The following is a 14,469-nucleotide window of genomic DNA, read 5'->3' on the forward strand; positions in this document are numbered from 1 at the left end:
CTCCGCATCGAGCGACCCTCGCGTGATAGCGGCTTGACCGGCGAACCGGTCCTTGCCGTGATGGTTTCCGCCTGAACTGCAGCGACCCGCAGCCCACCCGGTCTCCCCCGCACCAACCACTCGTCATGATCTCGCTTCGGTGCAGCGGATGAGCGGGAGAATCGCATGGGTGGGGAGGTGGGGGGATAGATCGGCGCAAAGATTCTGCTAAGCCACTGATCTGACACCATTCTCCCGTGTCATCCCAGCGAAAGCTGAGACCCAACTCGCGGCTAGTGCGGGTGGTGAAATGGGTCCCAGCTTTCGCTGGGATGACACCCGGAGGGTGTGGAGCCAATGTGCCCTCCATCGCCCCCCTTCTAAGGCTTAGCGAAGGGCTAAGCCCAAGAAATTCTATTCTCCCCCGCCAAGGAGGAGATGGGCATCGAGTGCTCCGCAGCCACAGGGCGCACCTCCGCCCTTGCCGCTCGGCCACAGGAAGCGTAGTCCCATCCGTATGTCCGATGATCCGAAAAAGCCCGACAGCCCGTTCAAGCTCACCCGCAGCCGTATCGTGCTGCTGCTGCTCGGCGCGCTGCTCTTGACCTACATCATCTCGGCCATGATGGGCGGCCTCGGCAACTACCAGCAGCTCAAGGAAGCCGCGACCCAGCCGGCCGCCGAAACGACCACCACGCCCTAAGCCACCAGCGCCTGCGGTACCGCCTCAGCGATAAACCCGCCGCCCAGCACTTCGCTGGTCTCGCTCTCGTCGGCATAGAATACGCAGGCCTGCCCCGGCGAAATGCCGTATTCGCCCGCGAACAGCGTGACGAACACCTCGCCGTCGGCCATGTGCACGGCGCCGGACTGCGGCGGGCGCGTCGAGCGCACCTTCACCTCGATCGGCATACCGTTGCCGGCGGCGAGCGACGCAAGCTCGCGCTCACCCAGCCAATTCACATCGCGCAGCCGCACGGTCTTCGTCATCAGCGCCTCGCGCGGCCCGACGATCACCCGGCTGGTCCGGTGCTCGAGCTTGATCACATAGAGCGGCTCGCCCGCGGCGACGCCGAGGCCCTTCCGCTGCCCGATCGTGTAGTTGACGATGCCGTCGTGCTTGCCCAGCACCCGGCCGTCGAGATGCACGATCTCGCCCTGCCCCAGCGCCTCGGGATGCATCTTGCGGATCACGTCGGCATATTTGCCCTGCGGCACGAAGCAGATGTCCTGGCTGTCGTGCTTCTCAGCAATCTCCAGCCCGAACTCGCGCGCCAATTCGCGCACCGCGGGCTTGGTCATGCCGCCGAGCGGGAAGCGCAGGAAATCCAGCTGCTGCTCGGTGGTGGCGAACAGGAAATAGCTCTGGTCGCGCGAGTCATCGACCGGCCGGAACAGCCGCCGCTTGCCGTCGACGAGCTTCGACTGCACATAGTGCCCCGTCGCCAGCACGTCGGCGCCCAGGTCCTTCGCCACTTCCATCAGGTCGACGAACTTGACGCTCTGGTTGCACGCGATGCACGGCACTGGCGTCTCGCCCTGCCGATAGGCATTGGCGAACGGCTCCATCACCGAATTCTTGAAGCGCTCTTCATAGTCGAGTACGTAGTGCGGAATCCCCAGCGCCTGCGCCACGCGCCGCGCATCGTGGATGTCCTGGCCGGCACAACAGGCGCCCTTGCGGTGCGTCGCCTCGCCATGATCGTAAAGCTGGAGCGTGACCCCGACCACATCGTAACCCTCACGGGCAAGCAGGCCGGCGACCACCGAACTATCGACGCCACCCGACATCGCGACGACAACGCGCGTGTCCTGGGGACGCTTGGGCAAATCAAGCGAATTCAGGTCCATATCTCTCATCCAGAAGGGTTCAAGGTCCGACGGATGCGGCGCGGTATAAGAGGGAACGGCGTGGGGCGCAAGCGACGGCCCGCTCGGCACATATTGCCGCCCCGTGCAGGCTTTGCCGCCCATGCTGGGCTCGCATCCATCGTAACCTGTTGAAAATACTCACTCATCTATCCGGCACGGCGCTTGCAACGCTCTCACCGGAGCATTGTGTCTCGTGAGGCGTTTGTGACGGCATCGGTTACATCGGGTTTTGCGCCGGCCGCGTTGTCCATCGTGACGACAGGCACCGCTTCGGCTGCGGCGCCGGCAGGTGACGTCGCCGAGCCCGGCCTGTTCGCGGCCCTGCTGTCGCTGCTCGGCCCACAACCCACACCCGAAAGCGAAACCCCAGCCACCGCTTTTGCCGAGACTGCCGTCCTGCGCCAGGCGGCCGTGCTGCCCGAAACGGCCACGGTAACGCCGCTGATCGCCATCAACGACCAGCCTCCGATGCAGACCGCACAGGGAAAATCCCTGCTGAAGACACTCAGCGACGCGCTGATCGCTATCAACGACGCGCTCGACGCCGGCAAGCCGGTCGACCCGGCCTTGGCAGACAAGCTCAGCGACGCGCTCGATGCCGTCGCCGTCTACCTCGGCACCTTCGCGCCGCCGACCCCGCAGATCGATCCCAAGATCACCGCGCTCGCCAGCGGCGAAGGCATCCTGCCCACCGCGGCGCCCGAACTCCCCGCTACCCCGGCGAAAGAGGCACCTCCCACGGCCGCACCCGACGCCGCTGTGATTCCGGCTGAAGCCCCTGTGCCGGAAGGCGCCGCCGCCGAACCCGTTGTCCCGATCCCGACCAGTGACACCGTCATCGCAGCAGCCGAGGACTCCTCAACGACTGCGGCGCCGGCGCCGGCCGTCGCAGTAACTGCTGCCTTTGCCCCTGCCTCTGCCCCGGCCCTTGCCCCCGACGCCAACGCCGACGCCGACGCTGACGCCGGCGCTGCACCAACTGCGGTTCCTGCGCCACTGGCGAAGCTCGGCAAGCTGATCGGCGACCTTGGCAACAAGCTCGCGGCGCAATCGCCCGAACTGGCGGCCAAGCTCGAAACCCTCGCCAAGAGCCTGAAGAGCGGCACTGTGCCACCCGAGCTGATCGCCGAACTCTCCGGCGATGCGGCGGCGGACCCGGAGATCTCGCGCATCATAGAGGCGCTCGCCGCGCCCAGGCCGGCCGCCCCCAAGGCGCCCGCGCCGCAACCCTTCATTGCCCCGTCGCTTGTCGTGCCAGTGGCCGTCGCCAAGTCGACCAAGCCCGAAGCGAGCGCCGAAACGCCCCCCGCTCCGGAGCTCGAAGCGCCCGAAGCACCGGCACCGCGCGACCCCGGCAGTGTCCGCCACTCCGTCGTGCTCACCCCCACGACCACCGAGACGCGCGTCGCCGATCCGGAACCCAAGCCAGCCGCCGTCACCGCGGCCTCGCCTGCACCCGCCGCACAGGACGCCGCCGCCAGCACTGCCCCCCCGGCTCCGCTTCTCGTCGCTGGCGCAGCCGCGGCGGCCCGCAGCATCCACGCCGCCTACCAGGTGCCGGTGCAGCAGGTGAACCTGCCGCAGGTCGCCTTCGAGGTGGTGCGCCAGTTCGAAGCCGGCAGCAGCCGCTTCCAGATCCGCCTCGATCCGGCCGAACTCGGCCGCATCGATGTCAGGCTCGATGTCGACAAATCCGGCACCATCAGCGCCCGCATGACCGTCGAGCGCCCCGAGACGCTCGACCTCCTGCAGCGCGACCAGCGCTCCCTGCAGCAGGCACTGCAGCAGGCCGGGCTCGATGGCACCAAGACCAACCTCGAATTCTCGCTGCGCCAGAACCCCTTCGCCCAGCAGGGCGGCATGGGCGACGGCCGCGGCGACCAACCCGGCTTCAGTGGCCGCGGCGACAGCTTCGCCGGCGGCGACGACACGGCGGCGGAAGCCGCCACCACCACTTATCGCGGCACGGCTTCGGCCAGCGGCCTCAACCTGTTCGTCTAGGAGGCCCAGATGGCCGTATCCGGTGTCGGTTCAACGTCAAACAGTGCCCTCGGCGGCACCCGCCAGACCATCGCGCAGAACTTCGATACATTCCTGCAGCTCTTGACTACGCAGCTGAAGAACCAGAACCCACTCGATCCGCTCGATACGAACCAGTTCACCCAGCAGTTGGTGCAGTTCACCGGCGTCGAGCAGCAGCTCAAGACCAACGAGTTCCTCGAGGCGATGATGACCTCGACGCAGACCGCCAACAACTCGCAGGCGGTGAGCTATGTGGGCAAGATCGTCACTGCCGCGGGCACCAAGGCCGAAATGGTGGACAGCGCCGTCTCCTGGCACTTCGCGGTGAAGTCGAAGGCCGACATCATCGCCACCGTGCGCGACGCCAAGGGCAACGTGGTCTACACCAAGGCCGGCACGGTCAACCAGGGCGAGAGCGTCTTCAGCTGGGATGGCATCGGCAACGACGGCAAGCAGCGCGAAGACGGCTCCTACACCGTCACGATCGAAGCCCGCGACTCCAACGGCAAGCTGGTCGACGTGGCCACCGACATGACCGGCGAAGTCACCGGCATCGACTTCTCCGGCTCCGAGCCCGTGCTGATCGTCGGCGGCGCCCGCGTCAATCTTTCCGCCGTCCTCTCGGTGCGGGCGAAGACCGCGGCGGATGCGGACACGCCGGACGAGAACGCGGTCTAGTCACGCTGCCGGCAGACGCCACTTAAGCGAAACCACAATGGTTCAGCCCCACCGGTGGAGAACTACTCCCCGAACCCGGTCGGCAACCCGTCGATGCTGACCATGTTCTTTTCCTGCCAATACGCGTCGATCCCGTCGACGCCCTTGGCTTCGGCCCAGCGGTCCATGGTGTCGCGCTCGCCTTCGTAGCTCATCAGCGGCACGCCGTAGCCGCATGAGGTCTTCACCAGGTCGAAGTCGAGCCAGGTGATCTGCCGGGCGCCGAGCGGCTCGGTGTCGGCGAACTGCTCATGCAGCAGCGCCGCGTATTCCTCCCCGCCGCGCGGGATGATGCGGCCGCGGCCGTAGAGCCTCAGGATCAGCGGCGGGCCCTCGACGGCGCAGAACATGATGGTCATCCGCCCATCCGCCTTGAGGTGCGCAGCGGTCTCGTTACCGCTGCCCGTGCGATCGAGGTAGCAAGCACTGTTGTCGCCCATCACCCGGAACATGTCGGTCGAGCGCGGCGAGATGTTGATGCGCGTGCCGGCCGCCGCGCTGGCGGTAAAGAAGAAGTGCTGGCGCGAGATGAAATCACGCTGGTGCGCATTGAGCGCGGGGAAGTCCTTGGCCATGACGAGGCCCCCTTTCATGCCGCCGATAGCGACAAATCAAGTCACATTCCATGCAACTTGCGACCAAGCCTTGTCGCCGGAATCGGTCGCGACTAGCTGTTGAGATGTTAATGACCCAACACCCCGAGAGCCCCGGCTTTTAACGCATTTTAAGTAATGCCTTAGCCGAATTTTAAGTGCGATGGGCTACGGTTCGGGATGTGGTCAGGTTGAGTAAGTGAGTACAATGACCGTCCAAATGCGTCCGCGTGTAAAGTACGTGATCGGCCCGGATGGAAGTCCGCTGACGATTGCGGACTTGCCCCCCAAAGACACTCGTCGTTGGGTTATCCGCCGCAAGGCCGAAGTTGTCGCCGCAGTTCGCGGTGGCCTCTTGAGCCTTGAGGAAGCCTGCCAGCGTTATACCCTCTCTGTCGACGAGTTCCTCAACTGGCAGGCCGCCATCGACAAGCATGGCCTCGCCGGTCTTCGTACGACCTGGATCCAGCACTACCGCGAAGGCTGACGCCTTCCCTTGTGGTGACGACCAACCCGCCCGGGCAGCCGAGGCGGGTTTTGTCGTTTCTGGCGGGCACCTCCAGTCTCGCTAAGGGGTCTCCGCGCTTAGGTATTTCCGCCCCTCCGCCGTCCCCTTCAGCCGCTCGTAATGCTCGCGAACCGCCGGGAGCTCAGGGCGATCGAACGGCGTCGAGAACCAGCGATGCGCCGAGATCGCCATCGCCAGGTCCGCCAAGCTAAGCCGTCCATTGGCAACGAACCCGTCGCCCTTGGCTAGCTGCTCGTCCAGCATCCGCATCTTCGCCGACCACGCCGATATGGACTCCGCGATCCGCGGCGGATCCGCGAAGGCCGGGTTCTTGCCCAGCAGCGCGGTGACGGCATAGAGCCAGGACGGCAGCAGTTCCTCCGCCTGCCAGCTGAGCCATTGATCGACCAGCCCCTGCTCCCGGCCATCTACCGGCCACAGCGCGCTCCGCCTCGTGTTGGCGAGATAGCGCATGATGGGGTTGCTCTCCCACAGCACGAACCCGTCATCGACGATCACCGGCACTGTCCCATTGGGGTTGAGCGCGAGGAATTCCGGCACCTTGGGATCGCGATGCGGCTGCCCCCAGACCTCATGCTCGTAGTCGAGCCCCATGAGGTCGGCAGTCCACAAGACCTTGCGCACGTTGCTCGACGTGACGCGCCCGAGAATCCTCAGCCGGCCCATGCCCGTGTCCCTCCGAGGTCCGCTGCTACGGCGTCCCCTCCCCCATGTACTTCTGGCCTTCAGGGGTGGCCTTCAGCCGCTCGTAGTGATCGCGCACGGCCGGCAGCTCCGGCCGGTCGAACGGGGTCGAGAACCAGCGATGGCTCGAAACGGCCAGCCCGATATCGGCAATGCTCAGGCGGCCATTGGCGGCAAATCCGCCGCCCTCGATGAGCCGGGCCTCGAGCATCTGCATCTTCGCCGACCAGTTGCGGATCGAATCGGCGATGCGCTTTTCGTCGGTGTAGGCCGGATTCTTGCGCATCAGCGCGTAGACGGCGTAGCCCCATTGCGCGTTGAGCTCCGCCACCTGCCAGGTCAGCCACTGGTCGACCAGCGCCCGCTCCCGCGGCATCACCGGCCACAGCCCGCTCCGCCGCGACTCGGCGAGATAGCGCATGATGGCGTTACTCTCCCACAGCACGAACCCGTCATCGACGATCACCGGCACCTGCGCGTTGGGGTTGAGGGCCAGGAACTCCGGCACCTTCGGGTCACGGTCGGGCAGGCCCCAGACCTCGGTTTCGTACTCGATGCCGATCAGGTCGGCCGTCCATCTCACCTTGCGGACGTTGATCGAGGTTACCCGACCCAGGATACGCAAATTTCCCATACTCACCTCTCCTTAACCCTCACCCGGCAATCGTTGCCTGTTTTTGCATTCTGCAACGACCGGTTAATGAGTTGTTTACCATCCACTAGGTAATTTTTGCCCATGGGCTCGGTGCGTTCGCGCGCACCCTCGATTAGACAAGGGTACAGTCCGCGTGGACGGGTTGCTGCAGTTCTTCAACCGCCTCGGTTTGGCGCGCGTCGCCGCCATGGCCGTCATAGCTGTACTCATGCTGGGGTTCTTCGCGTTCCTCATCATGCGGGCCTCGACGCCGCCATTGGCGCCGCTCTACTCCGGCCTCTCGTTCGAGGATTCGGCGGCCATCGTCTCCGAACTCCAGACCCAGAACGTCAATTACGAACTGCGCGGCGAAGGCGACACCATACTGGTGCCGCGCGATCAGATCACCCAAATCCGCATGTCGCTCGCCGAGGACGGCCTGCCCACCCGCGGCCAGGTCGGCTACGAGATCTTCGACCAGCAGTCGACGCTGGGCGCCACCAGCTTCGTCCAGAACATCAACAATGTCCGCGCCCTGGAGGGCGAACTCGCTCGCACCATCTCCTCGCTCGCCCGCATCAAGAGCGCCCGCGTCCACCTCGTCCTGCCCGAGCGTGCGCTGTTCAGCCGCGAGCAGAAGGACCCCACCGCCTCGATCGTCCTGTCCGTCCGCGGCGAACTCTCGGCCGGCGAAATCCGCGCCATCCAGCATCTCGCCGCCTCCGCCATCGAGGGCCTGACCCCGGCCCGGGTCTCGGTCGTCGACGATACCGGGCGGCTCCTCGCCTCCGGCGCCGGCAACGGCCCCGAGGACGTCATTGCCGGCGAAACCGAGGAGCGCACCCTCAACGTCGAGAACCGCCTGCGCGGCCGCGTCGAAGACCTGCTCGCCAACATCGTCGGCTCGGGGCGCGCCCGCGTTCAGGTCTCCGCCGAACTCGACCTCAACCGGCTGAGCAAGACCTCCGAGACGTTCGACCCGAACAGTCAGGTCGTCCGCTCCACCCAGACCCGCGACCTCGCCAACTCCGCCCAGAACGGCGACAGCGGCCAGGTCAGCGTCTCCAACGAACTGCCCGGCGCCTCGGCCAATACCGGCAGCGGCACGTCGACCATGGAGCAGGGCTCGACCACCGAAGAGACCACCAACTTCGAAATCTCCAAGGTCACCGAAACGGCGCTGACCGAAGCCGGCGGCATCAAGCGGCTGTCGATCGCCGTGGTGGTCGATGGCACCTATGTCGCCGACGCCAACGGCAACTCGGTCTACACCCCGCGTGCCCAGGCCGAGATCGACCAGATCACCGCGCTGGTGAAATCCGCCGTCGGCTTCTCCGATGCCCGCGGCGACCAGGTGCAGGTCGCGAACCTGCAGTTCGCCGACCGCCCCGAACTCGCCGCCGCCGGCACCAGCGAGCCCGGCCTGCTCGATTTCACCCGCGACGACCTGATGAACGGCGCCGAAATGGCGGTCACCCTGCTGATCGCCCTGGCGCTGGTGTTCTTCGTCCTCCGCCCGCTGCTGAAGCGCGTGCTGGCGCCGGAGCCCAAGACCCTGGCGCTCCCCGCCAGCGCCGAACTCGGCGGGCATCCCGGCACCGGCCCTGGCAATTTCGGCAACAACGCCATCGTCTCGACCCTCCCCAACCTCAACGGCGAGTACACCGAAGAGGAAGAGCCGAGGAAGCCACCGCGCGTCCCCGCCTGGATGAACAACGCCAAGTCGATGGGCGAGAGCCAGGCCCAGACCCTGAAGACGGTGGGCCAGTTGGTCGATGAAAACCCCAAGCAGGCCGCGCTGATCGTGCGCGACTGGCTGGCGAGCGCCACATGAGGACCCTGTAGATGGCCGCCGCCGCTGCAATCGCCCAGACCACCGACCAGGTGATGAACAAGCAGCTGGTCATCGGTGCCGATGCCAGCCAGCGCGCCCTTTCGGGCGACGAGAAGGCCGCCGTGCTGTTGCTGGCGCTTGGTCCCGATTTCGGCAAGCCGATCCTCGAAGAGCTGGACGAGATGGAAATCCGCCAGCTGTCGCGCGCCATGGTGAAGCTGGGGCCGATCACCCAGGACATGCTGGATTCGCTGCTGGTCGAATTCGTCACCCGCGTCTCATCCAACGGCACCATCGCCGGCAACTCCGACACCACCGAGCGCCTGCTGCTGAGCTTCCTGTCGCAGGATCGCGTCGATTCGATCATGGAAGAGATCCGCGGACCCGCCGGCCGCAACATGTGGGAGAAGCTGTCGAACGTTCAGGAAGACGTGCTCGCCAGCTACCTGAAGAACGAGTACCCGCAGACCATCGCCGTGGTGCTCTCCAAGATCGCCACCGACCATGCCGGCAAGGTGCTCGGCTCCCTGCCCGAGGAGCTGGCGATGGAAGTGGTGCAGCGCATGCTGTCGCTCGACCCGGTGCAGAAGGAGATCCTCGAAAAGATCGAGACGACGCTCCGCACCGAGTTCATGTCGACCCTCAGCCACACCAAGCGTCGCGATAGCCACGAGCAGATGGCCGAGATCTTCAACTCCTTCGACCGCCAGACCGAAGCGCGCTTCATCACCACGCTGGAAGAGCGCGATCGCGACGGCGCCGACCGCATCAAGGCGCTGATGTTCACCTTCGAGGACCTGGCGCGGCTCGAAGCCTCGGCGATCCAGACGCTGGTCCAGAAGATGGACAAGAAGGAACTTGGCCTCGCGCTGAAGGGCGCCAACGACACGGTGAAGGAGGTGTTCTTCGCCAACATGTCGGCCCGCGCCGGCAAGATGCTGAAGGACGACATGGAGGCCATGGGCCCGGTCCGTTTGAAGGACGTCGACGAGGCGCAGGGCCGCATGGTCGCCACCGCCAAGGACCTCGCCGCCAAGGGCGAGATCATCATCACCAAGGGCAAGGCCGATGAAGAGATGATCGGCTGATGAGCGCCACCCCCGCCAAGTTCACCTTCGACCTCGACCTCGGCCGCCGCCAGGAGCGCAACTCGCTGGTCACCGAGACGGCGATGGCCGCGCTGCTCGAGGAAGCCCGCCGCGAAGCCCGCGAGGCTGGTCTCGCCGAGGGCGAACGCACCGCCGTGGCCAAGGCCGCGAAGGCCGAGGCCGCCGCCGCCGAGTCGCTGGCCGTGCGTGTCGCCGCGATGGCCGCCAGCATCGACGACGCGCGCAAGCAGACCATCGCCGAGGGCGTCGAGCTTTCGCTGTCGATCGCCCGCAAGCTCGCCGGTGGCCTGATCGCCCGCGAACCCACGGTCGAAATCGAGCAGCTGGTAGCCGAGTGCATGGCAACGCTCGATGGCGTGCCGCACCTCGTCATCCGTTGCGATCCGGCGCTGGCCGAAGCCGTGCGCGACATCGCCACCGCCAAGATGACCACCTCGGGGTTCACTGGCCGTCTCGTCGTGCTCGGCGATCCCGACATCGCCATCGGCGACGCCCGCATCGAGTGGGCCGATGGCGGCGTGGTCCGCGATATCCGCAAGCTGAGCGCCGAAATCGACGCCCGCATCGCCGAATACTTTGCCGCCCGCGGCATACGAATTGAGGAGTCCGAGCAATGAGCACCGGCGATACCGGCGTCACCTTCGAGGAAATGACCGCTCCCGGTCGCGAGGGCCATACCCCGCCCGGCGAAAAGACCGCCGCCGACCTCGAGGCCGTGTTCGACGTCCCCGTCCGCATCTCGGTGGTGCTCGGCCGCGCCAAGGTGCCGGTGGCGAGCCTCCTCAAGATGGACGTGGGCACCGTCGTCGAGCTCGACCGCCAGGTCGGCGAAGCCGTCGAAATCTACGTCAACGACCGCCTCGTCGCGCGCGGCGAAATCGTCCTCGTCGAGAACCGTCTCGGCGTCACTATGACCGAAATCATCAAGGCGGCCTGATCATGCGGCTTCTTATCGTCGGCGCCCTCGAAGGCCAGCTCACCACCGCTACCAAGCTCGCCATGGACGGCGGCGCCAAGGTTGCCCACGCCCCCTCGATCGAGATCGCGCTCGCCTCACTCCGCGCCGGCCGCGGCGCCGACCTGCTGCTGGTCGACGTGATGATGGATATCGCCGGGCTGATCGCCGGGCTCGATGCCGAACGCATCGTCATCCCGGTGGTCGCCTGCGGCACCGAGAGCAACGCCGCCGCCGCCGTCAGCGCCATCCGCGCCGGCGCCAAGGAATACATCCCGCTGCCGCCCGACGCCGAGTTGATCGCCGCGGTCATCGCCGCCGTTGCCCGCGAGTCGTCCGACTTCCTCTACCGCGACCCGGCCATGGCCCGCGTCGTCAAGCTCGCCGACCAGGTCGCCGGCTCCGACGCCTCGGTGCTGATCACCGGTGAGAGCGGCACCGGCAAGGAGGTGATGGCCAAGTACCTCCACTCGCGCTCGAAGCGAGCGAGCCGCCCGTTCATCTCGATCAACTGCGCCGCCATCCCCGAGGCGCTACTCGAGAGCGAACTGTTCGGCCACGAGAAGGGCGCCTTCACCGGCGCCATCGCCCGCCGCATCGGCAAGTTCGAGGAAGCCACGGGCGGCACCCTGCTGCTCGACGAAATCAGCGAAATGGACGTCCGGCTCCAGGCCAAGCTTCTCCGCGCCATCCAGGAGCGGCTGATCGACCGCGTCGGCGGCACCAAGCCCGTGCCGGTCGATATCCGCATCATCGCCACCTCCAACCGCAACCTCAATGAAGCGGTGAAGGACGGCAGCTTCCGCGAAGACCTGCTGTTCCGCCTCAACGTGGTCAACCTCAAGCTTCCCTCGCTCCGCGACCGCCCCGGCGACACCGCGGCACTGAGCGACCACTTCGTCGACAAATACGCCAAGGCCAACGGCCTGGGCCGGCGCGTCCTTTCCGCCGAAGCCCGCGAAGCCCTACTCCGCGCGCCCTGGCCCGGCAACGTCCGCGAACTCGAGAACACCCTGCACCGCGCCGTGCTGCTCTCGGGCGGTGAGATCATCGGCCCCGACGCCATCTCGATGCCCGACGGCACCGGCCTCAGCGAAGTCGTCGCGATGGCCTCACTGGCCGGCCAGGCCGCGCAGACCGCCGAGACCATCTCGCGCACCATGGTCGGCCGCACCGTTGCCGACGTCGAGCGCGACCTGATCCTCGATACCCTCGACCACGTGCTCGGCAACCGCACCCACGCCGCCAACATCCTCGGCATCTCGATCCGCACGCTCCGCAACAAGCTCAACCAGTATGCCGACGAAGGCATCGCCATCGCCGCTCCCGGCGAGCAGCGGAACTCGGCGGCGTGATCGACGACTACTCCACTCCTAGCGCTCTGACTTCAGGATCCCCTCGTGGCTGATCTCTCTGCCCCCGGCCCCTCCGGCCTGAAGCTTCCGACCTTCTCGATCCAGGGCCTCTGGAAGGCGCTCGGCACGTCCGATATCGGGCTCGCCATCGGCATCATGGGGATCATCGTCGTCCTCATCGTGCCGCTGCCGCCGCTGCTGCTCGATGGGCTGCTGGCGATCTCGATCGTCTTCTCGGTGCTGATCCTGATGACGGCGCTGTTCATCCAGACGCCGCTCGAGTTCTCGTCGTTTCCAACGGTGCTGCTGATCGCAGCCATGCTGCGGCTGGCGCTCAACCTCGCCACCACCCGCCTGATCCTCGCCGAAGGCCATAACGGCACCGACGCTGCCGGTCATGTCATCGAGGCGTTCGGCAACTTCGTCATGCGGGGCAACTTTGTCATCGGCGTCGTCGTCTTCGCCATCCTGATAATCGTCAACTTCATCGTCATCACCAAGGGCTCGGGCCGCATCGCTGAAGTCGCGGCGCGCTTCAACCTCGACGCCATGCCGGGCAAGCAGATGGCCATCGACGCCGATCTCTCGGCCGGCCTGATCGACGAAACCACGGCCAGGAAGCGCCGCGAGAACCTCGAGGCCGAAAGCGCCTTCTTCGGCAACATGGATGGTGCGTCGAAGTTCGTGCGCGGCGACGCCATCGCCGGCCTCCTCATCACCTTCATCAACATCATCGCCGGCATGGTTATCGGCATGCTGCAGGAAGGGCTGACCTTCCAGGAAGCCGGCAACAACTACACTCTGCTCACCGTCGGCGACGGCCTCGTCTCGCAGATCCCGGCGCTGATCGTTTCCACCGCCGCGGGCCTGCTCGTTTCCAAGGCCGGCGTCACCGGCTCCGCCGACAAGGCGCTGGTGAAGCAGTTCACTGGCTACCCCAAGGCACTCGGCATGTCGGCCGCCGTCATTGGCGCGCTGGCTTTGCTGCCGGGCATGCCGATTATCCCTTTCCTCGCCCTCGCCGGTGGCTGCGGCTGGCTGGCCTTCAAGTCGGGCAAGAAGCACGCCGCCACTGCCGACCGCGCCATCGTCGAAGCCGCCATGGAGCACGCCCAGGCCAACCCGGTCGCGTCGGAAGCGCCGATCTCGGACAGCCTCAAGATCGACGAGCTGAAGCTCGAGCTTGGCTATGGTCTTCTGTCACTGGTCAAGGAAGACGACACCGGCACTGACCGGCTCACCGAGCAGATCAAGGCGCTGCGCCGCCAGCTCGCGACCGAACTCGGCTTCATCATGCCGCCGGTCCGCATCCTCGACAACATGCAGCTCGAGCCCAACGACTATCGCGTCAAGATCAAGGAGGTCGACGCCGGCCGTGGCCAGATCTTCGCGCACCAGTTGATGGTGATGGACCCCATGGGCAAGGAGATCAACCTGCCCGGCGTCCACACCACCGAGCCGACCTTCGGCCTGCCCGCCACCTGGATCGAGCCGGCGCTGCGCGACGAGGCGGAACTCCGCGGCTACTCGATCATCGATCCCTCGACCGTGATCTCCACCCACCTCACCGAGGTGCTGAAGGCCAACGTCTCGGACCTCCTCAGCTACGCCAACGTCCAGTCGCTGCTCGCCGGCCTCACCAAAGACCAGCAGAAGCTGGTCGAGGACATCATCCCCAGCCAGATCTCGGTCTCCGGCGTCCAGCGCGTGCTTCAGACCCTGCTCATCGAGCGCATCTCGATCCGCGACCTGCCGACCATTCTCGAAGGTATCGCCGAGATCGCCGGCCCGGGCCGTACCGCCCAGACCATTGCCGAGCACGTCCGCTCCCGCCTCGCCCGCCAGCTCTGCGCTGCCAATCTCGGCCCCGACGGCAACCTGCCACTCCTCACGCTCTCGCCGCAGTGGGAACGCGACTTTGCCGAGGCGCTGGTCGGCGACGGCAACGACCGCCACCTTGCAATGGCCCCATCCCGCCTGCAGCAGTTCATCATCGGCATCCAGCAGGGCTTCGAGAACGCCGCCCAGATGGGCGAAATCCCGGTGCTGATCACCAGCCCCGGCATCCGCCCCCACGTCCGCGCCATCATCGAACGCTTCCGCCCGCAGACCGTAGTGATGAGCCAGAACGAAGTGCATCCGCGGGTAAGGTTGAAGACGATCGGGAGCATCTAGCTGACGGGGCA

At 66.2% G+C, this 14,469-nt stretch carries 14 protein-coding genes; 10 read left to right on the forward strand and 4 right to left on the reverse strand.

The features are described from left to right. The first annotated feature begins 496 nt into the window (after positions 1 to 496). Positions 497 to 682, forward strand: coding sequence for a hypothetical protein (locus tag AC1DYL_RS10700; protein ID WP_477173124.1), 186 nt, complete (start codon positions 497 to 499; stop codon positions 680 to 682). On the opposite strand, the gene mnmA is transcribed toward AC1DYL_RS10700, so the two are convergent. After that, positions 679 to 1,830, reverse strand: coding sequence for a tRNA 2-thiouridine(34) synthase MnmA (gene mnmA / locus AC1DYL_RS10705; RefSeq protein WP_477173125.1), 1,152 nt, complete (start codon positions 1,828 to 1,830; stop codon positions 679 to 681). The genes AC1DYL_RS10700 and mnmA overlap by 4 nt on opposite strands. Positions 1,831 to 2,055: 225 nt before the next feature. Between mnmA and AC1DYL_RS10710 the strand changes: the two genes are divergently transcribed. Together AC1DYL_RS10710 and AC1DYL_RS10715 are read left to right on the forward strand one after the other, a co-directional pair. Continuing rightward, positions 2,056 to 3,852: a flagellar hook-length control protein FliK gene (locus AC1DYL_RS10710; protein WP_477173126.1), complete on the forward strand. Its 1,797-nt coding sequence runs from the start codon at positions 2,056 to 2,058 to the stop codon at positions 3,850 to 3,852. 9 nt (positions 3,853 to 3,861) lie between these two features. Further along, the gene (locus AC1DYL_RS10715; RefSeq protein WP_477173127.1) at positions 3,862 to 4,551 is read left to right on the forward strand and encodes a flagellar hook assembly protein FlgD; all 690 of its coding nucleotides are present in this window, start codon (positions 3,862 to 3,864) and stop codon (positions 4,549 to 4,551) included. Positions 4,552 to 4,613: 62 nt separating this feature from the next. Here AC1DYL_RS10715 and AC1DYL_RS10720 read toward each other — a convergent pair whose 3' ends face one another. After that, positions 4,614 to 5,165 carry a pyridoxamine 5'-phosphate oxidase family protein gene (locus AC1DYL_RS10720; protein WP_477157034.1) on the reverse strand — a complete coding sequence of 184 codons (552 nt, stop codon included), beginning with the start codon at positions 5,163 to 5,165 and terminating at the stop codon, positions 4,614 to 4,616. Positions 5,166 to 5,391: 226 nt separating this feature from the next. Here AC1DYL_RS10720 and sciP point away from each other — a divergent pair, with 226 nt between their 5' ends. Next, the gene (sciP, locus tag AC1DYL_RS10725) at positions 5,392 to 5,670 is read left to right on the forward strand and encodes a CtrA inhibitor SciP (protein WP_055046067.1); all 279 of its coding nucleotides are present in this window, start codon (positions 5,392 to 5,394) and stop codon (positions 5,668 to 5,670) included. 81 nt (positions 5,671 to 5,751) lie between these two features. Here the strand turns inward: sciP and AC1DYL_RS10730 are convergent, their stop codons facing one another. Then, positions 5,752 to 6,378 (reverse strand): glutathione S-transferase family protein, encoded by a 627-nt coding sequence (locus AC1DYL_RS10730; RefSeq protein WP_477173128.1) that lies wholly within the window; start codon positions 6,376 to 6,378, stop codon positions 5,752 to 5,754. A gap of 25 nt (positions 6,379 to 6,403) precedes the next feature. Further along, entirely contained in the window at positions 6,404 to 7,030 is a 627-nt protein-coding gene (locus tag AC1DYL_RS10735) for a glutathione S-transferase family protein (protein WP_477173129.1), read from the reverse strand. A 154-nt stretch (positions 7,031 to 7,184) separates the two neighbouring features. On the opposite strand from AC1DYL_RS10735, the gene fliF reads away from it, so the two are divergent. Genes fliF through flhA form a run of 6 tightly spaced genes read left to right on the forward strand, consistent with a single transcriptional unit; the run spans position 7,185 to position 14,458 of the window. Next, positions 7,185 to 8,864, forward strand: a complete 1,680-nt coding sequence (fliF, locus tag AC1DYL_RS10740; protein WP_477173130.1) for a flagellar basal-body MS-ring/collar protein FliF — start codon at positions 7,185 to 7,187, stop codon at positions 8,862 to 8,864. 53 nt (positions 8,865 to 8,917) lie between these two features. After that, positions 8,918 to 9,952, forward strand: a complete 1,035-nt coding sequence (fliG, locus tag AC1DYL_RS10745; protein WP_477150060.1) for a flagellar motor switch protein FliG — start codon at positions 8,918 to 8,920, stop codon at positions 9,950 to 9,952. After that, positions 9,952 to 10,590 (forward strand): FliH/SctL family protein, encoded by a 639-nt coding sequence (locus AC1DYL_RS10750; RefSeq protein ID WP_477149758.1) that lies wholly within the window; start codon positions 9,952 to 9,954, stop codon positions 10,588 to 10,590. Before fliG ends, AC1DYL_RS10750 begins: the two co-directional genes overlap by 1 nt. Positions 10,591 to 10,622: 32 nt before the next feature. Then, entirely contained in the window at positions 10,623 to 10,910 is a 288-nt protein-coding gene (fliN, locus tag AC1DYL_RS10755; protein WP_477150061.1) for a flagellar motor switch protein FliN, read from the forward strand. 2 nt (positions 10,911 to 10,912) lie between these two features. Further along, positions 10,913 to 12,283 carry a sigma-54-dependent transcriptional regulator FlbD gene (flbD, locus tag AC1DYL_RS10760; RefSeq protein ID WP_477173131.1) on the forward strand — a complete coding sequence of 457 codons (1,371 nt, stop codon included), beginning with the start codon at positions 10,913 to 10,915 and terminating at the stop codon, positions 12,281 to 12,283. Positions 12,284 to 12,328: 45 nt separating this feature from the next. Next, a complete protein-coding gene (flhA, locus tag AC1DYL_RS10765) occupies positions 12,329 to 14,458 on the forward strand; it encodes a flagellar biosynthesis protein FlhA (protein ID WP_477173132.1) in 2,130 nt (709 codons plus the stop codon). Positions 14,459 to 14,469: the final 11 nt, after the last annotated feature.

This window comes from Devosia sp. P1_H9 (assembly GCF_056405135.1).

Excerpts from the sequence above, each read along its gene's own strand:
- AC1DYL_RS10700 (WP_477173124.1), top strand. The coding sequence starts at position 497 with ATGTCCGATGATCCGAAAAAGCCCGACAGCCCGTTCAAGCTCACCCGC.
- mnmA (WP_477173125.1), bottom strand. The coding sequence starts at position 1,830 with ATGGACCTGAATTCGCTTGATTTGCCCAAGCGTCCCCAGGACACGCGC.
- AC1DYL_RS10715 (WP_477173127.1), top strand. The coding sequence starts at position 3,862 with ATGGCCGTATCCGGTGTCGGTTCAACGTCAAACAGTGCCCTCGGCGGC.
- AC1DYL_RS10720 (WP_477157034.1), bottom strand. The coding sequence starts at position 5,165 with ATGGCCAAGGACTTCCCCGCGCTCAATGCGCACCAGCGTGATTTCATC.
- sciP (WP_055046067.1), top strand. The coding sequence starts at position 5,392 with ATGACCGTCCAAATGCGTCCGCGTGTAAAGTACGTGATCGGCCCGGAT.
- AC1DYL_RS10730 (WP_477173128.1), bottom strand. The coding sequence starts at position 6,378 with ATGGGCCGGCTGAGGATTCTCGGGCGCGTCACGTCGAGCAACGTGCGC.
- AC1DYL_RS10735 (WP_477173129.1), bottom strand. The coding sequence starts at position 7,030 with ATGGGAAATTTGCGTATCCTGGGTCGGGTAACCTCGATCAACGTCCGC.
- fliG (WP_477150060.1), top strand. The coding sequence starts at position 8,918 with ATGAACAAGCAGCTGGTCATCGGTGCCGATGCCAGCCAGCGCGCCCTT.
- AC1DYL_RS10750 (WP_477149758.1), top strand. The coding sequence starts at position 9,952 with ATGAGCGCCACCCCCGCCAAGTTCACCTTCGACCTCGACCTCGGCCGC.
- fliN (WP_477150061.1), top strand. The coding sequence starts at position 10,623 with ATGACCGCTCCCGGTCGCGAGGGCCATACCCCGCCCGGCGAAAAGACC.
- flbD (WP_477173131.1), top strand. The coding sequence starts at position 10,913 with ATGCGGCTTCTTATCGTCGGCGCCCTCGAAGGCCAGCTCACCACCGCT.